Here is an 18190-nt window from a genome sequence, read left to right as displayed (position 1 = left end):
GGGTCAGCGGTCGTCCAGCGCCTCGGCCACCAGCCGCTGCACCAGAGCCGGGTCGGCGCGTCCGCCGCTGCCGCGCATCACCTGCCCGACGAAGAACCCCTTGAGGCCGACCTTGCCGGACCTGTAGGAGGCGACCTCGTCTGGGTGGGTCGCCACGGCGCGACGCACGAGCTCCCTGACCTCCTCCTCCGGCAGGGCCTCGTCCAGGCCGCGGGCGGCGACGAGCCCGGCCGGGTCGGCGCCGGTGGACGCGGCCTCGGCGAGGACCTCCTTCGCGACGGTCGCGGTCACCTTGCCCTCGTCGAGCAGTCGCGCCAGGCCGGCGAGCCCGGCGGGCGTGAGGCGCATGCCCGCGCCGCGCTCGCGCAGCTCGCGCGCGACCTCGTTGACGACGAGGTTCGCGGCGGCGCCGGACGGGGCGCCCTCGTCCACGGCGCTCTCGAAGAACCGGCGCAGCTCCTCCGAGCCGGCCAGCGCGTCGGCGTCGTTGGGCCTGAGCCCGTGGCGCGCCGCCAGCGTGGCGGCCGCCGCCGCGCGCGCAGGGTCGGTCGCCGGGGACCCGCCCGGGGCCTCTTCGTCCCTCGCCCTCCGGACCGCCCCGGTCGGCGCACCGGCGGCGGTCCGCCTGGCGTAGCGGTCCTTGAGCGGCACGATGCGGTTGAAGACCAGCTCGTCCCCGCGACCGTCGACGGGGTCGCGCCAGAAGTAGCCGAGGCGCTCGAACTGGTAGCGGGTCTCCGGGTCGTCGTCCAGCACGGACGGCTCGACGAGGCCGCGCCTCTCGACGAGCGCCTCGCGGTTGAGGTGGGCGAGGAAGTCGCCGCCCTCCTCGGGGTCCGGCGCCGTGAACAGCCTGTCGTAGAGCCGCGCGGTGAACGGGACGCCGCGCTCGCGCGACACCCAGTGGATCGTCGCCCAGACCTTAACGCCGTCCGGCGCCGCGCCCACCTCGTCGAGGAACGCCGTGCACCTCAGCCTCGTGACGCGCCCGGCGTCGTCGGTCACGACCTCGTCGCAGCGGACCACGGGCCCGTGGCGCAGGCGCACGGCGCGCCCCGGCGCCAGGCGCCGGTAGCCCCGCGGCGGGTCCAGCGCGAAGTCTTCGCGCTCGATCACGACCTCGCGCGTCAGCGGCACGCGGCGGCTGCCCTCGCGCGGCACGTCGTGCGGCCAGTAGGGGGCGTCGAGCCACACGGTCTGGCCGGCCGGCAGGTTCGTCAGCTCGACGACGAGCGGGTCGAGAACCGCCAGGACGCGCGGCGCCGCGGTGTTGAGGGTGTCGCGCACCGAGTGGTCGAGGAGCTGCGGGTCGGTGCGGCTGCTCGCCTTGGCCACGCCCACGCGGTTCGCGAAGTCCCTGAGCGCCGCGGGCGGCACGCCCCGCCGGCGCAGGGCGGAGAGCGTGGGCATGCGCGGGTCGTCCCAGCCGGTGACGTGGCCCTCGTTCACGAGCCTGAGGAGCTTGCGCTTGCTCACCACCGTGTGGTCGAGGACGAGGCGGGCGAACTCGTACTGGTGCGGCCGCGGACCCTCGATCAGGTTGTCGAGCAGCCAGTCGTAGATCTCCCTGTTGTTCTCGAACTCCAGGGTGCAGAGGGAGTGCGTGACGCCCTCAATAGCGTCGGAGAGCGGGTGCGCCATGTCGTAGAGCGGGTAGACCTTCCACCTGTCGCCGGTGCGGTAGTGCGGCGCGTGCACGATCCGGTAGAGGATGGGGTCGCGCATCTTCATGTTCGGCGAGGCGAGGTCGATCTTCGCGCGCAGCACGTGTGCGCCCGCGGGGAACTCGCCGGCCTGCATGCGCTCGAAGAGGTCGAGGTTCTCCTCGACGCTGCGCTCGCGGTAGGGCCCCGGGCGCCCGGGCCGCGTGACGGTCCCGCGCAGCTCGCGGATCTCCTCCTCGGAGCTGGAGTCGACGTAGGCGAGGCCCCGGCGGATCAGCTCGAGGGCCCAGGCGTAGAGCTGCGGGAAGTAGTCGGAGGCGAAGCGGACCTCGACCGGCCTGAAGCCGAGCCACTCGATGTCGCGGATCGCCGCCTCGACGAAGCGCTCCTCCTCGGTCTCGGGGTTGGTGTCGTCGAAGCGGAGGTAGGTCACGCCGCCGTAGTCCTCGGCGAGGCCGAAGTTCAGGCAGATCGCCTTGGCGTGGCCCACGTGGAGGTAGCCGTTCGGCTCCGGCGGGAAGCGCGTCACCACGCTGGTCACCCGCCCGGCGGCGATGTCGGCGTCTACGACGTCGGTGATGAAGTTGGGCGCCACCTGACGCTGCCCCTCGCGCGGGACCCTGGCGGGCGGGTGGTGCGCGGTGGGGGGCAGGCGGGTGGTGTCCTCGGCGCTCATCCTGGTTCCTCCGGTCGGGCCGGCCGGCGGACCGGCGCGGCGCGACCCAAGACTCTACCGCCTAGGTCGCGTAGGGGACGACCAGCATCGTGACGAACAGGTAGCTGACGGGGAACGTGAACAGCAGCGAGTCGAGGCGGTCGAGCACGCCGCCGTGGCCCGGCAGGAGGACGCCCGCGTCCTTCACGCCGGCCCAGCGCTTCAAGAGCGACTCGAAGAGGTCGCCGAGCTGCGCGGCCAGCGACGTCACGACGGTGAGCGCCACGACGGTCCCGACGCCCAGCTCCAGGCCGGCGACGCGCCGGGCGAGCAGGGCGATGCCCGCGACTATGAGGAGGGCGAGGAGGAGCCCGCCGACCGCGCCCTCGACCGTCTTGCGCGGGCTGACGCGGGGCGCCAGCGGCGTGCGGCCGAAGAGCGAGCCGAGCGTGTAAGCGCCCACGTCGGTGGCGATGGCGGAGAGCAGGGGTATGCCGAGGAACCAGAGCCCGAGGTGGCCGTCGGGCGTGTAGCGCAGGGTGATCACGTAGCCGAGCAGGAACGGCACGTAGAGGTACCCGGCGACCGTGAACGCCGCGGCGTGCACCGAGTTGCGGTTCGGCACGGCGACCTCGAGCACGAGCACGTAGATCACGAACGTCACGAGCAGCGCCTCGCGCCAGCTCACGCCGCCGGCGAGCGTGGGCATGCCGGGGTACGTCGAGGGCAGCGAGGCCGGCACCGTGAGCACGGCAGCGACGAAGAGGCTGCGCTTCCTGACCGGCACGCCGCGCAGGCGCATCAGCTCGGCGTACTCGGACAGCGCCACGACGGCCAGCAGGACGAACGCCGGCGCCAGGAGCGGCAGCCCGACCCACAGGACGAGCATGGCGGCGAGGAAGATCGCCAGGCCGCCCGCCACGCGCGTGCGCAGCGTGCCATCGGCGCCCGGCTCGGCTGGCGGCTCGCTCACACCGCCAGGATGTCAGTCTCTTTCGTCTTCGTCCTCTGGTCGATCTTGGCGATGAACTCGTCGGTGGCCTTCTGGACGTCGGCCTCGGCGCGCCTGAGCTCGTCCTCCGAGAGCCCGCCCTCCTTCTGCAGCGCCTTGAGGCGCTCGTTGGCGTCGCGCCGGATGTTGCGCACGGCGACGCGGGCCTCCTCGGCCATGTGGTGGACGGTCTTCACCAGGTCGCGGCGGCGCTCGTCGGTGAGCGGGGGCACGCTGATGAAGATGTTGTCGCCCTGGTTGTTCGGGTTGAAGCCCAGGTCGCTCTCGAGGATGGCCTTCTCGATGGCCTGCAGGGAGCTCTTGTCGAAGGGCGTGATCACCAGCGTGCGCGCGTCGGGGCTGGAGACGGTGGCGATCTGGGGCAAGGGCACCGACGTGCCGTAGTAGTCGACGTGCACGCGGCTCAAGATCGCCGGGTTGGCGCGGCCGGTGCGGACCGAGCCGATGTTCTGCTCGAACGCCTCAAGCGAGCGCTGCATGCGCTCCCTGGTCTCGGCGAGGACCGTCTTCATCGCTGACCTCCGGATCTCTGGCTACCGGGCGTCAGTGTACCGCGCTCGCTCAGGCGACCTCGAACGCGGTTTCCACGTCCTGCGCGATGAGCGTGCCCACCTCCTGGCCGGCGAGGAGGTGCTGCAGGTTGCCGGGCGCGAAGATGTCGAAGACCCGGATGGGCAGGCCCCTGTCGATGCAGAGGCTCACGGCCGTGGCGTCCATCACGGCCAGGCCGTTGTTCAGCACGTCCATGTACGACAGCGTCTTGTAGCGCCTGGCGCCGGGGTTCGTGCGCGGGTCGGCGTCGTAGACGCCGTCGACCTTGTTCTTGGCCATCAGCACCATGTCGGCCTCGATCTCGAGCGCGCGCAGGGTGGCCGCCGTGTCTGTCGTGAAGAACGGGTTGCCGGTGCCGGCGGCGAAGATCACGACCCGGCCCTTCTCGAGGTGCCGGAGGGCGCGGCGCCTGATGTACGGCTCCGCGACCTCCTGGATGTTGATCGCCGACTGGACGCGCGTGTCCACGCCGACCGCCTCCAGGGCGTCCTGGAGCGCGATCGCGTTCATCACCGTGGCGAGCATGCCGACGTAGTCGGCCGTGGCGGGGTCCATGTGGGCGCCGTGTTGCGCGCCGCGCCAGAAGTTCCCGCCGCCGACGACGAGGGCGAGCTCGACGCCGCTGGCCTTGGCCGCCGCGATCTCGCGGGCCAGGGAGGTCGTCGCCTCGGGGGAGACGCCGAAACCCCCTGGTCCCGCGAGGAACTCGCCAGACAGCTTGAGCAGCGCGCGGCGCAAGGCCCTACTCGCCTACTGCGATGCGGGCGAAGCGGCCGACCTGGATGTTCTCGCCCAGGGTGGCGGCGGCCTCCTTGACGAGCTCGCCGACGGTCCTCTTGTCGTCCTTGACGTAGGGCTGGTCGAGCAGGACGACCTCGGAGAAGAACTTGTTCAGGCGGCCCTCGACGATCTTGTCGGCGACGGCCTCGGGCTTGCCCTCCTCGAGCGCCTGCTTGCGGAGCGCCGCGCGCTCGGCGGCGACGAGGTCCTCGGGCACGTCCTCGCGGCGCACGTACTGCGGGTTCGCCATCGCCACGTGCATGGCCAGGTTCTTGGCCAGCTCGCGGAAGGTGTCGTTGCGGGCCACGAAGTCGGTCTCGCTGTTGACCTCCACGAGCACGGCGAGCTTGCCGTTGTGGTGGACGTACGAGCCCACGACGCCCTCCTTGGCCTCGCGTCCCGCCTTCTTGTCGGCCTTGGCGATGCCGCGCTCGCGCAGGAGCTCGGCGGCCCTGTCGATGTCGCCGCCGGCGTCCTCCAGGGCGCGCTTCACGTCCATCATGCCGGCGCTCGTCATCGCCCGCAGCTTCTTGACCATCTCGGTCGTAACGGCCATGGTGTTACCTCAACCTCGTTCCGGGTTCTATCCGCCCGGCGCCGCGCTGGGCGCCGGCGCTTCCGCGGGTCCGTGCGGACCCTCAGTCCTCTACTGCCTCTTCCTCTACTGCCTCTTCCTCCACCTCGGGGAACGCCTCTTCGTCGGCCGCCGTGGCGGCCTCCACGATCGCGCGCTCCGGCTCCGGGACCGGCGCCGGGAGCGTCTCGCGCTCGGCGTCCGCGGCGGGGCTCGGCTCCACGACCTCCTCGACGCCGCCGCGCACCTCGACGATCAGGTCGGCCAGGCGGGCGGTGATGAGCTGGATCGAGCGGATCGCGTCGTCGTTGCCCGGCACGATGTAGTCGAGGACGTCGGGGTCGGAGTCGGTGTCGGCCAGCCCCACGACGGGGATGCCGAGCTTGTTCGCCTCCTTGACCGCGATCGCCTCCTTGGTGGGGTCGATCACGAAGAGCGCGTCAGGCAGCCGCGACATGTTGCGGATCCCGCCGAGGTAGCGCTGGAGGCGGTGCATCTCCTTGCCGAGGTCGATCTGCTCCTTCTTCGTGAAGCGCAGGATCGACTCGTCCTCGAACATCTGCTCGAGCTCCTTGAGGCGGTCGACGCGGGTGCGGATCGTCTTGAAGTTCGTCAGCAGGCCGCCGAGCCAGCGCTCGTTTATGTACGGCATGCCGCAGCGGCGCGCCTCGGCCGCGAGGATCTCCTGCGCCTGCTTCTTCGCCCCGACGAACAGGATCGTGCCGCCGCGCTGGGCGACGCCCTTGAGGAAGTCGAAGGCCTTCTCGCTCTCGACCAGCGTCTTCTGCAGGTCGATGATGAAGATCCCGTTGCGCTCGGCGAAGATGTAGCGCTTCATCTTCGGGTTCGCGCGCTTGGTCTCGTGGCCGAAGTGGACGCCGGCCTCGAGGAGCTGCTTCATTCCCAGGTACGACATGTCTTCCTCCGCGGGCGGGATGTTGAGGTTGGAGTCACAGGTAGGCCGCCCCCGGCGCGAAAGCCGCGTGCTGGTGCTCCCCTGTCTCTCAAGGATGCCGGCGGACATCCCGCTGCCGCCGGCAAACCTACCCACTTTACAACATGGCGCGCGCCCGGGAGCGCAGCGCCGGCGACCACCACCCGCCCCGCGGACCGACTCAGCGCACCTCGTGGGCAGGTACGGCGCCGGGGTCCGCCGTGCAGAGCGGGCCGAGCCGGCCGCGCGCCCCGCTCACTGCAGGGTGTGGAGGGCCTCCTGGGCGGCGGCGTAGTTCGGGTCGATCTCGACGGCGCGCTGGTAGGCGTCGCGGGCGCGCTGCGAGTCGCCCGGTCCCCCGCGGCGCTGGTAGGACTGGCCGAGCCAGTAGTACGCCTCGGCGCTGGGAGGCTCGGAGAGCAGCGCGCCGTGCTGCGCGCGCCTGATGGCCTCGTCGACCTGGCCGGTCTCGAGGTAGGCGCGGGCGAGGTACGTGAACAGCGGCGGCAGGAACACCGCGCCGTCCATCTGCACGGCCTGCTCGAGCCGCGGCAGGCTCGCCTGGATCTCGCCGCACTCGAAGAGCACGATGCCGAGGTTCGAGGCGGCGGAGAGGCTGTTCGGGTCGAGGTTCACGGCCTGGGCCAGCTCGTACTCTGCCGTCGCGCAGTCGCCGAGGCGGTAGGCGATGTCGCCGAGGTTGTTGTGGGCGGTGGCGCTCGTGGGGTCGAGGACCACGGCGCGCCTGAACGCCTGCTGGGCCAGCTCGAGCTCGCCGAGGTCGCGGTAGACGCGCCCGAGGTTGAGCTGCACGGTGCTCCTCTGCGGGTTGTCGAGGAGCTGCGAGCTCGTCGCGAGCGTCACGGCCTGCTCGAGGGTGGTCCTGGCCTGCTGGAGGTCGCCGAGCTGGTAGAGGACGAGGCCCTTGGTGTTCTGCACGCGCGGGTCGTTGGCCGAGACCTCCTCGGCGCGCTGGATCGTGTCGAGCGCGTCGGCGAGGCGCCCGCTGTAGGCGGTGGGGTCGGCCTGGTACTGGTACTGGTACGTGTTCGCCAGGTGGATCAGCGCGTCGAGGTGGTCGGCCTGGACGTTCAGCGCTTCCTGGAACGCCTCGATGGCCTCGGGGTAGGCGCCCTGGCAGGCCAGCGCGCGTCCCTGCCCGACGAGGGCGTCGGCGTTGTCCTCGTCTACCCTAAGCGCCTCCTGGAAGTAGAACTGCGCCAGGGAGCAGTTGCCGCGGTCGAGGTAGAACTGCCCGTCGCTGATGAGGGTGGCAACGTCCGGTCCGTCCTCGCCCTCCTGGGCGACGACGACACCGCCAAGGCACAGCACTGCCAGGAGCGACGCGCCAAGGAGCCGTAGCGGCTGACGTGTGGTGGGTTGGAAGCTGATCAACATGTCCTCCGACGACCGGTACACGCGTTTTGGTGTGAAGACTCTAACATCCACATCTGACGCGCCGGTCAGTCCGCTGCGCGGCGCCGGAGTGAGGTGCCGGCAAGGGGCTCGCCCCCCTGCGCCCCGCCCTGCGCCGGTCGGCACAATCATCACCAGGCTCGGTGAGAGCGCCGTGTGCGTCCCCGTGGGGACTTCGTCACATCCGGGCCACGTCTCCCGGCGCCTCGCGAGGGCCTCGCGGAGCCCCCGCCGGGCCCGCTGCGGGCGACCGGCCGGTCGGGGTGCGGCTGGGCCCCTGGCGGCCCGCTGCGGGCCTCGGCAGCGCCCTCCGCGCCGGGCGGAGGACCCTCCCGGCCGAGTACGGGTCCGCCGCGCCGGCCGGGCCACGCTGGCGACGGGAAAGGGTTACGATGGGCGGTCGGCGCCGGAAGCCCGGCCGCGGCGGAGCTCGCCGCGTCGGAGCGGGCGCCCGAGGAGACGCGAAGGACCCCGTGACGGAAGCTCTCACGGCCAGCTCCCACCCCGCCGCAGGAGCGCGGGTAGCGGCGGGCCGCCTCACCACCCGCCTCGCCTGGGCGGCGCTCATCGCCAACACGCTCGTGATCCTGCAGGGCGCGGTCGTGCGCCTCACGGGCTCGGGCGCGGGCTGCGGCAGCCACTGGCCCACCTGCAACGGGACCGTCGTCCCCCTGAACCCCACCGTCGAGACGCTCATCGAGTTCAGCCACAGGGTGCTCTCGTTCGGCGTGCTGGTCCTCGGCGTGTGGCTCCTGGTGCGCGCCCTGAGGGTCAGGCGCGACAAGCCCGGCTTCGCCGCGTTCGCGACGGCGGCGATGGCCTTCCTCGTCGGCGAGGCGCTCATCGGCGCCGCCACCGTGCTGCTGGGGCTCACCGGCGACAACGCCAGCGTCGCCAGGGGCGTCTGGGTGGCCGCGCACCTGGTGAACAGCCTGCTGCTCATCGGCACCCTGGCGTGCACCGTGGCGTTCGCGCGCGACCGGGCGCCGGCCTACCCGCTCAAGGTCTCCTCGCAGCTCCCGCTGGCGGCCGTGCTGCTCACGGGCGTCGTGGGCGCGCTGCTCCTCAGCTTCACCGGCGGCATCGCCGCTATGGGCAACACGATCTCCCCGCCCGAGTCGCTCGCCGAGGGACTGCGCGCCGACTTCGACCCCGCCTCCCACCCGCTGATCAGGCTGCGCATCCTGCACCCGCTGATCGCGATGGCGGTGGGGACGTACCTGTTCGTGGGCCTCGGCCTCGCCTGGTGGCTGAAGCCCGTGCCGGCCGCTCGCGGCGTCGCGCGGGCGCTCCTCGGCGTCTACCTGGCGCAGCTCGCCGTGGGGACCTTCAACCTCGCGCTGCTCGGGCCGTTCGTCCTGCAGCTCCTACACCTGCTGCTCGCCGTCTCGGCGTTCGCGCTGCTGGCGGCACTGACCGTGATGATGCTCGGCGGTGACGTCAAGAAGGGCGCCGGAGCGCTCTGGCGTCGCTCCGCCGTGGAGGGTGCATGACGCGAGCCGACGCGGCGCCGAGGGCCACCTGGCGCGACTACTTCGTACTCACCAAGCCCAAGGTCATCGTCCTGCTGCTGATGACCACCGTGGGCGCCATGTTCATCGCCGCCGGCGGGTTCCCCGGCTGGGTGACGCTGCTGGGCGCGATCGTGGGCGGCTACATGTCCGCCGGCGCCGCCGGCGTCTACAACATGGTCTACGACGCCGACATCGACGTGCGCATGAAGCGCACCGCCAAGCGGCCCACCGTCACGCGCGTGGTCAGCACGCGCAACGCCTTGGTCTTCGCGGTCGTGCTGACGGTCCTCTCGTTCGTCGTCCTGTGGGCCACGACCAACGTGACCGCCGCGTTGCTGTCGTGGGCCGGCATCGCGTTCTACGTGCTCATCTACACGATGTGGCTGAAGCGCTCGACCTGGCAGAACATCGTCATCGGCGGCGCCGCCGGGGCGATCCCGCCGCTGGTGGGCTGGGCCGCGGTGACGGGCCACCTGAGCCTGCTCGCCTGGATCCTCTTCGCCGTGGTGTTCGTGTGGACGCCGGTCCACTTCTGGGCGCTGGCCCTGATGGTCAAGGACCAGTACGCGAACGTGGGCGTGCCCATGGCGCCGGCGGTGATCGGCGAGCGCGCGACCGTGATGCAGATGGTCATGTACACGGTCCTCACCGTCGTCCTGACGGTGCTGCCGTTCTTCCTGCACGAGTTCAGCGTCGCCTACTTCGTCGCCGCCCTGGCCCTCAACGTCGTGCTGGCGCTGCGCGTCGCGGCGGTGTTCAGGGTCGTGCGCGAGGGCGGCTCGGTCGACAAGGTCACGGCGCTGCCCCTCTACAAGTACTCGATGACCTACCTGGCGCTGCTGTTCCTGACGATGGCCCTCGACCGCGCCCTGCTGTGAAGCGGCCGCCGCGCGGCTGATGCGTCACGTCCTCCTCAGGCCGCGGTGGCTCGCCGGCCACCTGCTGGCGCTCGCGCTCGTCGTGCTGTTCGTGAACCTCGGCCTGTGGCAGCTGAGGCGGCTCGAGCAGCGGCGCGCGCACGTGGCCCAGGTCGTCGAGCGCATGGGGCTCCCGCCCGCCCCGATCGGCCAGGTGCTGGCCGAGGGCGGGGAGCTGCCCGAGTACCGCGCCGTCACCGCGGTAGGGGAGTTCGACTCGTCCGAGGAGGTGCTGCTGCGGGGCCGTACCCGCGACGGGCAGCCCGGCTTCCACGTCCTCACGCCGCTCGTCCTCAGCCGCGCGGGGCTCGCCGGGTCGGCCGTGCTCGTCGAGCGCGGCTGGGTGCCCTACGCGATGGACCGGGTGCCGGTGGCGGAGGCGCCGCCGCCGGCGGGGAAGGTCACGGTCACCGGCCGGCTGCGGCGGCCGACCGGCGGTAGGGCAGGGTCCTTCGGGCCCCGAGACCCCGCCGAAGGCGAGCTGGTCCAGGCGTACTACGTCGACGTCGAGCGCCTGCAGGGCCAGATGCCTTACCCGCTGGTGGAGGCCTACGTGGAGCTGACCTCGGTCACGCCCCCGCACCCCGGCGACCTGCCGCTGCCGCTGCCCGAGCCGGACCTCGGCGAGGGGCCCCACCTCAGCTACGCCGTCCAGTGGTTCTCGTTCGCCGCGATCGGCATCGTGGGCTACTTCTTCCTGCTGCGGCGCGCCGCGCGCGACGAGGGGAGGGGCTGAGGCCGGCCCTCAGCTCCCCGCCGACACCGCGGCCTCGCGCAGGGCGCCCTCGAGCGTCCTCAGCAGGCTGCGGAAGGGCGTGACGAACTTCTCGACGCCCTCCTCCTCGAGCCTCGCGGCGACCTCCTCGAGGTCTATGCCCAGGGCGCGCAGGTCGGCGATGACGCGCTTGGCCTCGTCGAGACCCTCGGTGACGCGCGTCGCCGGGTCGCCGTGGTCCCTGTAGGCGTTCAGGGTCTCGAGCGGCATCGTGTTGATGGTCTCGGGACCGATAAGCGGCTCGACGTACTTCGTGTCCGGGTAGCTGGGGTCCTTCGTGCCCGTCGAGGCCCACAGCAGGCGCTGGACGCGCGCGCCGGCGCCGGCGAGGCGCGGCCAGCGGGGGTCAGCCTCCGCGAAGCGGCGGGAGAAGACGTCGTACGCCACCTTCGCGTAGGCGATGGCCGCGCGACCCCGCAGGGCCAGCGCCTCCGGCGTGCCCATGGCGTCGAGGAGCGGGTCCACGTGCACGTCGAAGCGGCTGAGGAAGAAGCTGGCGACGGAGTTCACGCCGCGCAGGCCCTCGCCGCGCGCGAGCCGGTCCTCGAGCCCGGCGAGGTAGGCGTCGATCACGCGCTCGTAGCGCTCCAGACCGAACAGCAGGGTGACGTTGACGTTCACGCCGTCGGCGATGAGGCGACGGATCGCTCCCAGGCCCGCCAGCGTCGCCGGCACCTTGATGAAGACGTTCGGCCTGCCGAGGCGCCGCCACAGGTGCGTGGCCTCGGCGTAGGTGGCCTCCTCGTCGTGGGCGACCTCCGGCGAGACCTCGAGCGACACGAAGCCGTACCGGCCGCCCGAGCCGTCGTAGGTGGGCCTGAACATGTCGGCGGCGCGGCCGATGTCCTCGACGACCAGGTCCTCGTAGGCGTCCTCCACGGTGGCCCCGCGCGCGGCCAGGGCCGCGATCGCCGCCGCGTAGTCGCCCGACTGGGCGATGGCCTTGTTGAAGATCGCCGGGTTCGAGGTCACGCCGCGCAGCCCGTCGCGGTCGATGAGCTCCTGCAGCGTGCCGTCCTCGAGCCACGAGCGCCGGATCTCGTCGAGGTACACGGACTGGCCGTGCTCCTGCAGCCTCTTGAGCGGGTTCATGTGAGCTCCTCGCGCGCGCCCGCCGCCGGGCGCCTGGACTCTCGGCCCGATGTTACGTCGCGCCTCGCCGGCGGCACGTGGTGGGCGGTTCCCTCCGAGGCTCGGCCCTGCGCCGGCCGGCCGCAGGGGCACGTCCGGGCGCCTGGCACCTGCCGTGCCTCAGCCTGGTGCCGGCCGCCTAGCCTCAGCCGCGCGGGCGCTCCCAGCCCGTGGCCACGACCTCGCCACCTCGCAGCTCGAGGCGCGCGCGCGGCAGCGGCAGCACCGCGGGACCGCTGACCGCCTGACCCGCGCGCAACGGGTCGAAGACGCTGAGGTGGCAGGGGCAGGTGATCGCGGGCGTGGTCGCGTCGTAGTTGAAGCCGAGGTTGATGGCGGCGACGTCGGTGTTGAGGGTCGCGACGCACTGGTGGTGCGTGCAGACCCGGCTGAAGGCGACGAGGTGCGCGTCGCCCGCGCTGACGCCGCCCGGCACCGGCCGGGGCACCCGCACGGCCACGGCGGGCGTGGCCTCGAGCAGGAACTCGACGGCGTCCCACGCGTCGGCGAAGGCCTCCAGGGGCGCGACGGTCACCGGTCCGGCGTCGACGAAGTCGGGCGTGGGGTCGGGCCGGCGCTTGAAGAAGTGGACGTCGACGGCCCGGTACAGGCCGTAGCCGCCGCCGCCGATCACGGCCAGCACGGGCACCCGCCAGAGCCACTTGACGACCTGGCGGCGGCCCTCGTCCGGGGGCGCGCCGCTCGAGGGTCCGCCCTCCCGACGCGCGTCCTGCTCGCGTCCGTCGCTGTCGGCAGCCGCCGGCTGTGCGTCCTCGGGGCGTCCGACGCTGTCGGCCCCCGCCGGCCTCGCGTCCTGCTCGCGTCCGTCGCTCATCGCCGGGAGACGACCTCCACGACGTAGGCGACCACGGCGTCGAGCTCCTCCTGGCTGAGCGTGGCGCCGAAGGCCGGCATCATCCCGCGGCCGAACGTCACGGCGTCCCGCACGTTGGCCTCGTTCGCGGCGCGGGCGTTGCCGGCGAGCGCGACGCCCATGCCGCCCCCGCCCGCGGGCCCGTGGCACTGGGCGCAGTTCGCCGCGAAGACCGCCGCGCCCGGATGCTCGGGCTCCGCGACGGCGGCCAGGTCGCCGGGGGCGCCCACCTCGCCCGGGACCACGCCGGCGCGGGCGCTCGCCAGCAGCTCGTCGGCCGCCGGGTCGTCCCCGCCCGCGGCCTGGTAGGCCTCCAGTACCTCCACGGCCTCGTCGAAGCGGCGGAGGCGCACGTAGGCCTCGCCGAGGGCGAGCCGCGCCGACGGCTCGAGACCCTCCACGCCGCCCGACTCGGCGGCGCGCTCGATCAGCGCCGCGGCGTCGGCGGGCGCTCCCGACCGCAGCATCAGCTCGCCCATGCGCGAGAGCGCGACGGGGTCCTGCGCGCCCGCCTCCGTGATCGCCCGCACGTAGGTCGAGGCCGCGCCGCGCAGGTCGCCGGCGCGCCAGTAGAGGTCGCCAAGGGCCAGCAGGTTCTCCGCGGTGGGCTCGGCCTCGACGGCCGCCGTGAGGTCGTCGACGCGCTCGAAGAGCTCGAGGCGCGCGGCGATCGTCGCGTCCGGCTCGCCGCCCACGACGTCGACGTAGCGCCGCAGCGAGCTCTCCGCCGCCTGCAGGTCGCCGTTGGCGTAGGCGACCTCGGAGAGGAGGAACAGCGTCTGGGAGTCGTCTGGCGCCACGGCCGCGGCGCGCTCGAGCCAGCCCTGGGCCTCGCCCAGGTCGTCCTGGAGCGCCAGCACGGCCAGCCGCTGGAACACCGCGGGCGGCACCTCGTCGGCCTCCGCGGCGCGCAGGTAGGCCTCGCGGGCGTCCTCCAGCTGGCCCACCTCGAGGTAGGCGTCGCCGAGGGCCATGAGGTTCTCCGGCGTCGGCTCGCGGTCGGCGGCGCGCCGCAGGTCGCGTATCTGCCGCGCCGCCTCTACGTCTGTGGTCGTGACGTTCGCGTCCTGGCCGACGCGCGGCAGGACGTAGGAGGGCAGGAACGCCGCGGCCAGCACCGCGAGCCCGAGCAGCGCGACGGCGGCCACCGGCGGCCGGCGGCGCTTGGCCGCCTGCGGCGCCGGCGTGGGCTCGCCGGGCGGGGTCTCAGCCGGCGCGGACGCGCCGCGCCACCCGCCGGCGGCCAGCGCGGCCTGGCGGGCGTCGATGGCCTTGAGCGCAGCGGCGGCCTTGGCCTCGTAGCGCAGCCTCAGCCGCTCGCGCCGCTCCGGGTCCAGGTCCCCGCGGGCTTCGAGCTCAGCGATGGCGCGCAGCAGGGCCGCCTTCTCCTCCTGCAGTCCGGCCAGCACCGGGTCGGTGTCGTCGGGCAGTGGGTCGGCGTGGCGCGGCGACAGGAGCGGCAGCGCGACGTACGCGAACGCCAACAGCGCGAGCAGGGCGACGACGAGGAAGGTGATCACCGGCCCCGCCCCTCCAGCTCCGACCTGACGCGCGCGATGTCCTCAGGGTCCACCTCGACGGGCTCGCGGGAGCGGCTCACCCAGCGGCGTCCCAGCACGACCAACGCCGCGACCCCGGCCACGCCGGCGGCGATCGGCAGCACCCACACGACGAGGTGGAGCCCGCGCTTGGGCGGGTCGAGCAGGATCCAGTCGCCGTAGCGCGCCTGGAAGAACGCGAGGATCTCCGCCTCGCTCCTGCCCTCGTCGAGCTGCTGCTGGATGATCTCGCGCATCTGCTGCGCCAGCTCGGCGCTGGAGTCGGCGACGCTCTCCGACGTGCAGACGGGGCAGCGGAGCTGCCTGGCGATGTCGAAGACGCGCGAGTCGAGCTCCACGGCCTGGGCCAGGGCGGCGCAGAGCAGCGCCAGGAGGAGGAGCGCCGCCGCCGAGCGCCGGCCGCTGGCGATGACCCTCCTCACTGCAGCAGCGCCGCGAGCTGGCGGTCCAGCAGCTCCGGGGTGACGGGTCCGATGTGCTTGTCGACGACGACGCCGTCGCGGGAGACGAAGAACGTCTCCGGCACGCCGAAGAGCGCCCAGTCGACGCTGACCGCGCTGTCGTCGTCGATGAGGTTGGGGAACGAGAGGTCGAACCGCTCGATGAACGCGGTGCCCTCGGCGCGCTTGCCGCGGTCCTGCGTCTGGATGCCGACGAACAGCACGTCCGTGTCCCGGTACTCGCGCCAGTAGGCCTCCAGCACCGGCGCCTCGTCGTAGCAGGGCGCGCACCACGAGGCCCAGAAGTTCACGACGAGCGGGCGTCCCCTCAGGTCCGCCAGCGAGAGCGTCTCGCCGAACTCGTCGCGGTAGCGCGCGTGGACCGGCAGCTCGAACGGCGGCGCCGGCTTGCCCACGAGCTCGGAGGGGATGTCCCTGTCGGGCTCGCCGCGCAGCAGCCCGAAGGCGAAGAGGCCGCCCAGGGCCGCGACGACGAGGACCGTGATGACGACCCCCTGCCGGCGCACCTACGCCTCCCTCGCCGCCGCTGCCGGCACGCTGGCCCTCACGGGGACGCGCCGCGTCGCGCCGCCTAGGGCGTAGGCGGTGCCGAGCACGAGGATCGCGCCGCCCACCCAGATCCAGGTGACGAGCGGGCTCTTCACGACGCGCAGCACCACGAACGTCGTCTCGGGGGTGACGTTGCTGTTGAGGCTCAGGTAGACGTCGTGCCACGGCGTGTACATCACGTCGGGCGTGGGGATGCCGCGGGCGCTGCCCGCGAAGACGTTGATGCGCGGCCGCAGGGTGGTGAGCAGGCGCTCGCCGCGGCGCACCTCGACGAGCACGCCGGCGCTGACGCGCGCCGGGGTGGGGTCGACGAACAGGTCGGTGGCGGTGAGCGTGTAGCCCTCGAACTCGGCCGACCCGCCGACGTCGAGGCGCACTTGCTCGTCCACGCGGTACCCGCTCGAGAACGCCACGCCCACGGCGATGACCACGACGGCGAAGTGCACGATCATGCTGCCCACGCGCCGGCGGTTCTCGTGCGCGTAGCTCCGCAGCACGTCCAGGGCCGGTCGCCCGGCGAGGCGCAGGCGCGGGACCAGGGCGCCGGAGAGCAGGAGCCCCAGCGACACGAGGTTGTAGCCGGCCAGGGCGACCGTGAGCGCGGGGAAGGCCTTCCTCACGCCCAGCAGCCACGCCGCCGCGCCGGCGACGACGAGCCCGCCCAGCAGCCAGGCGAGGTTGCGGCGCAGCGACTGCTCCTCGGCCTTGCGCCACGGCAGCAGCGGGCCTATGCCCATGAGCAGCAGCACCAGCAGCCACAGCGGCAGGGTGACCTGGTCGAAGAAGGGTGCGCCCACGGTGACGCGGTCGCCCGTCAGCGCCTCGACGATCAGGGGGAACAGCGTGCCCAGCAGCACGGCGAACGTGATGGCCAGGAACAGGACGTTCACGCCGAGGAAGCCGCCCTCGCGGCTCACCAGCGAGTCGAGCTCCGCCCGGTCCTTGACCTCCTCCCAGCGCGTGGCGAGGAGGCCGAACGCGAACAGGACGACGAGGACGAAGAACGCGAGGAACGCGGGTCCCACGGGCCCGTTGCCGAAGGCGTGCACGGAGGAGACGACGCCGGAGCGGGTGAGGAACGTGCCGAGGATCGAGAGCGAGAAGGTCGTGAGGATCAGCGCCACGTTCCAGGGCTTGAGCATGTGCCGGCGCTCCTGCACCTGCACCGAGTGGATGAACGCGGTGGCCGTGAGCCACGGCATGAGGCTGGTGTTCTCGACGGGGTCCCACGCCCAGTAGCCGCCCCAGCCGAGCACCTCGTAGCTCCACCAGCCGCCGGCGACGATCGCGGCCGAGAGGAAGCCCCAGCCGGTGAGCGTCCAGCGGCGCGTCATCGTCATCCACTCCGCGCCGGGGCGACGCGTGATGAGCGCCGCCATCGCGTACGCGAACGGCACGGTGAGCCCCACGAACCCGAGGTACATGAGCAGCGGGTGCACCGCCATCATCCAGTGGTTCTGCAGCAGCTCGTTGGGCCCGGGCCCGTCGAGCGGCGGGTTGGCGAGCACCGTGAACGGGTTGGCGAGGAACGCCAGGACGAAGAAGAAGAACGTCTGCACGCCCTGCATCACCGCCAGCGCCCAGGGGCGCAGGGGGTTCAGCGGGGCGACGGCCGCTACGAGCGCGGTGTAGCCGGACAGCAGCCAGGCCCACAGGAGGATCGAGCCCTCGAGCGCGGCCCACATGGTCACGACCTTCACCCAGACGGGCGAGGCGACCCGCGAGTGCTGCGCGACGTAGGCGACCGAGAAGTCGTCGGTGAGCAGCGCGGCCTCCATGACCAGCACCGCCACCGTGGCCACGAGGAAGCCCGCGACCGCGGCCAGGCGCGCCGAGGTCATGAGGCGCGCGTCGCGCCGGCCGGCGCCGACGGAACCCGCGACGGCGCCGTAGAGCGCCACGGCGAACGCCAGGAACGCCGCGGCGCCGCCCACCACGCCCAGCTCTAGCTGCACGGCTCTCCCCTCAGCGCAGCGACTCCTTCAGTGCCTCGACGTCGACGTGTCCGTCCTCGGGCGGCCTGTAGTCGCTGCTGTGCTTGACGAGCAGGTTGTCGCCCACGAACGTGTCGCCCTCGAAGCGGCCCTCGACGACGACCCCGCCGTTCTCCTGGAACAGGTCCGGCGGCGCGCCCCGGTACCTGACCGGGTAGGACCGCACGGAGTCCGTGACGTTGAACGTGAGCTGGAGGTCGGCGTCGTCGAACGACACGCTGCCGGGCTCGACGAGGCCAGCCAGGCGTATGCGCCTGCCCTCGAAGCTCGACGCGTCGCGCGCGTACTCGCTGGGCAGCACGAAGTAGACGAGCGACGTCTGGAGGGCGCGGGCGATCATCAGCCCCGCGGCCGCCAGCACGACCACGCCGAGGGCGGCGTAGACGACCTTCTTCCTCACTCCTCACCTTCCGCTTCGGGCTTCTTGCGCTCCAGCCACCGCAGGTAGAGGAAGTAGCCGGCGTAGACGACGAGCAGCTCGACCCAGGCGATCGCCACCCACTGGTTGGGTGTCAGGTCAGCCCACACGGACTACCTCCGTGGACACGGGCGCCGACCCCTCGGCCGCCCGCGGCAGCTTGAACAGGCCGATGCGCACGCGCTCGGAGACGAAGTAGAGGTAGATCAGCCCGGCGACGGCGACGTTCACGAGCAGCACGCGCAGCATGGAGGCGTCCATCGTCACGCCGCTGCCGTCCAGGTTGACGCTCTTGGCGGGGTGGAGCGTCCTGAACCACTCGGCCGCCAGGTAGTTGAACGGCAGGCTGATCACGACGATCAGCATGATCACGGCCGAGACCCGTCCCCGGCGCGTGGGCTCGTCGATGAG

Annotated in this window: 19 protein-coding genes; 3 read left to right on the top strand and 16 right to left on the bottom strand. The window is 72.5% G+C overall.

What is annotated here, in order from left to right; genetic code table 11:
- Nucleotides 1–3: 3 nt before the first annotated feature.
- The 7 genes from VF202_12370 to VF202_12340 form a co-directional block, all read right to left on the bottom strand.
- Nucleotides 4–2340 (bottom strand): glutamine--tRNA ligase/YqeY domain fusion protein, encoded by a 2337-nt coding sequence (locus tag VF202_12370; GenBank protein ID HEX7040908.1) that lies wholly within the window; start codon nucleotides 2338–2340, stop codon nucleotides 4–6.
- Nucleotides 2341–2401: 61 nt separating this feature from the next.
- Nucleotides 2402–3292, bottom strand: coding sequence for a phosphatidate cytidylyltransferase (locus tag VF202_12365; protein HEX7040907.1), 891 nt, complete (start codon nucleotides 3290–3292; stop codon nucleotides 2402–2404).
- The gene (gene frr / locus VF202_12360; GenBank protein ID HEX7040906.1) at nucleotides 3289–3843 is read right to left on the bottom strand and encodes a ribosome recycling factor; all 555 of its coding nucleotides are present in this window, start codon (nucleotides 3841–3843) and stop codon (nucleotides 3289–3291) included. Before frr ends, VF202_12365 begins: the two co-directional genes overlap by 4 nt.
- Before the next feature lie 49 nt (nucleotides 3844–3892).
- A complete protein-coding gene (gene pyrH, locus VF202_12355) occupies nucleotides 3893–4621 on the bottom strand; it encodes a UMP kinase (protein HEX7040905.1) in 729 nt (242 codons plus the stop codon).
- 4 nt (nucleotides 4622–4625) lie between these two features.
- Nucleotides 4626–5219: a translation elongation factor Ts gene (tsf, locus tag VF202_12350; protein HEX7040904.1), complete on the bottom strand. Its 594-nt coding sequence runs from the start codon at nucleotides 5217–5219 to the stop codon at nucleotides 4626–4628.
- Between the two features lie 82 nt (nucleotides 5220–5301).
- The gene (gene rpsB, locus VF202_12345) at nucleotides 5302–6153 is read right to left on the bottom strand and encodes a 30S ribosomal protein S2 (GenBank protein HEX7040903.1); all 852 of its coding nucleotides are present in this window, start codon (nucleotides 6151–6153) and stop codon (nucleotides 5302–5304) included.
- A 273-nt stretch (nucleotides 6154–6426) separates the two neighbouring features.
- The gene (locus VF202_12340) at nucleotides 6427–7569 is read right to left on the bottom strand and encodes a tetratricopeptide repeat protein (GenBank protein ID HEX7040902.1); all 1143 of its coding nucleotides are present in this window, start codon (nucleotides 7567–7569) and stop codon (nucleotides 6427–6429) included.
- Nucleotides 7570–8060: 491 nt separating this feature from the next.
- Here VF202_12340 and VF202_12335 point away from each other — a divergent pair, with 491 nt between their 5' ends.
- The 3 genes from VF202_12335 to VF202_12325 are packed head-to-tail and all read left to right on the top strand — an operon-like array spanning nucleotide 8061 to nucleotide 10754.
- Nucleotides 8061–9080 (top strand): COX15/CtaA family protein, encoded by a 1020-nt coding sequence (locus VF202_12335; protein ID HEX7040901.1) that lies wholly within the window; start codon nucleotides 8061–8063, stop codon nucleotides 9078–9080.
- Nucleotides 9077–9979 (top strand): heme o synthase, encoded by a 903-nt coding sequence (locus VF202_12330; protein ID HEX7040900.1) that lies wholly within the window; start codon nucleotides 9077–9079, stop codon nucleotides 9977–9979. The genes VF202_12335 and VF202_12330 overlap by 4 nt, the downstream gene beginning before the upstream one ends.
- A gap of 19 nt (nucleotides 9980–9998) precedes the next feature.
- Nucleotides 9999–10754, top strand: coding sequence for an SURF1 family protein (locus tag VF202_12325; GenBank protein ID HEX7040899.1), 756 nt, complete (start codon nucleotides 9999–10001; stop codon nucleotides 10752–10754).
- A gap of 9 nt (nucleotides 10755–10763) precedes the next feature.
- On the opposite strand, the gene tal is transcribed toward VF202_12325, so the two are convergent.
- The 9 genes from tal to VF202_12280 form a co-directional block, all read right to left on the bottom strand.
- Complete coding sequence (gene tal / locus VF202_12320) at nucleotides 10764–11885, bottom strand: transaldolase (protein ID HEX7040898.1); 1122 nt, start codon at nucleotides 11883–11885, stop codon at nucleotides 10764–10766.
- 184 nt (nucleotides 11886–12069) lie between these two features.
- Nucleotides 12070–12759, bottom strand: a complete 690-nt coding sequence (locus tag VF202_12315; protein HEX7040897.1) for a Rieske 2Fe-2S domain-containing protein — start codon at nucleotides 12757–12759, stop codon at nucleotides 12070–12072.
- Nucleotides 12756–14318 (bottom strand): c-type cytochrome, encoded by a 1563-nt coding sequence (locus VF202_12310; protein ID HEX7040896.1) that lies wholly within the window; start codon nucleotides 14316–14318, stop codon nucleotides 12756–12758. Before VF202_12310 ends, VF202_12315 begins: the two co-directional genes overlap by 4 nt.
- A complete protein-coding gene (locus VF202_12305) occupies nucleotides 14315–14779 on the bottom strand; it encodes a cytochrome c-type biogenesis protein CcmH (protein HEX7040895.1) in 465 nt (154 codons plus the stop codon). Before VF202_12305 ends, VF202_12310 begins: the two co-directional genes overlap by 4 nt.
- Nucleotides 14776–15324 carry a TlpA disulfide reductase family protein gene (locus tag VF202_12300; GenBank protein HEX7040894.1) on the bottom strand — a complete coding sequence of 183 codons (549 nt, stop codon included), beginning with the start codon at nucleotides 15322–15324 and terminating at the stop codon, nucleotides 14776–14778. Before VF202_12300 ends, VF202_12305 begins: the two co-directional genes overlap by 4 nt.
- Nucleotides 15325–17322 (bottom strand): heme lyase CcmF/NrfE family subunit, encoded by a 1998-nt coding sequence (locus tag VF202_12295; protein HEX7040893.1) that lies wholly within the window; start codon nucleotides 17320–17322, stop codon nucleotides 15325–15327.
- Between the two features lie 10 nt (nucleotides 17323–17332).
- The gene (gene ccmE, locus VF202_12290) at nucleotides 17333–17761 is read right to left on the bottom strand and encodes a cytochrome c maturation protein CcmE (GenBank protein ID HEX7040892.1); all 429 of its coding nucleotides are present in this window, start codon (nucleotides 17759–17761) and stop codon (nucleotides 17333–17335) included.
- A complete protein-coding gene (locus VF202_12285; protein ID HEX7040891.1) occupies nucleotides 17758–17889 on the bottom strand; it encodes a hypothetical protein in 132 nt (43 codons plus the stop codon). Before VF202_12285 ends, ccmE begins: the two co-directional genes overlap by 4 nt.
- Nucleotides 17879–18190: hypothetical protein (locus tag VF202_12280; GenBank protein HEX7040890.1), on the bottom strand; the 312-nt coding region annotated here is incomplete at its 5' end. The genes VF202_12285 and VF202_12280, both read right to left, overlap by 11 nt.

Source organism: Trueperaceae bacterium (genome assembly GCA_036381035.1).
In the GTDB taxonomy this organism is placed as follows: Bacteria; Deinococcota; Deinococci; order Deinococcales; family Trueperaceae; genus DASRWD01.
This window is presented reverse-complemented; position numbering and strand designations above follow the sequence as displayed.

Coding starts and splice junctions, on each gene's coding strand:
- VF202_12370 (HEX7040908.1), bottom strand. CDS start 2,340: ATGAGCGCCGAGGACACCACCCGCCTGCCCCCCACCGCGCACCACCCG.
- frr (HEX7040906.1), bottom strand. CDS start 3,843: ATGAAGACGGTCCTCGCCGAGACCAGGGAGCGCATGCAGCGCTCGCTT.
- tsf (HEX7040904.1), bottom strand. CDS start 5,219: ATGGCCGTTACGACCGAGATGGTCAAGAAGCTGCGGGCGATGACGAGC.
- rpsB (HEX7040903.1), bottom strand. CDS start 6,153: ATGTCGTACCTGGGAATGAAGCAGCTCCTCGAGGCCGGCGTCCACTTC.
- VF202_12340 (HEX7040902.1), bottom strand. CDS start 7,569: ATGTTGATCAGCTTCCAACCCACCACACGTCAGCCGCTACGGCTCCTT.
- VF202_12330 (HEX7040900.1), top strand. CDS start 9,077: ATGACGCGAGCCGACGCGGCGCCGAGGGCCACCTGGCGCGACTACTTC.
- VF202_12325 (HEX7040899.1), top strand. CDS start 9,999: ATGCGTCACGTCCTCCTCAGGCCGCGGTGGCTCGCCGGCCACCTGCTG.
- tal (HEX7040898.1), bottom strand. CDS start 11,885: ATGAACCCGCTCAAGAGGCTGCAGGAGCACGGCCAGTCCGTGTACCTC.
- VF202_12315 (HEX7040897.1), bottom strand. CDS start 12,759: ATGAGCGACGGACGCGAGCAGGACGCGAGGCCGGCGGGGGCCGACAGC.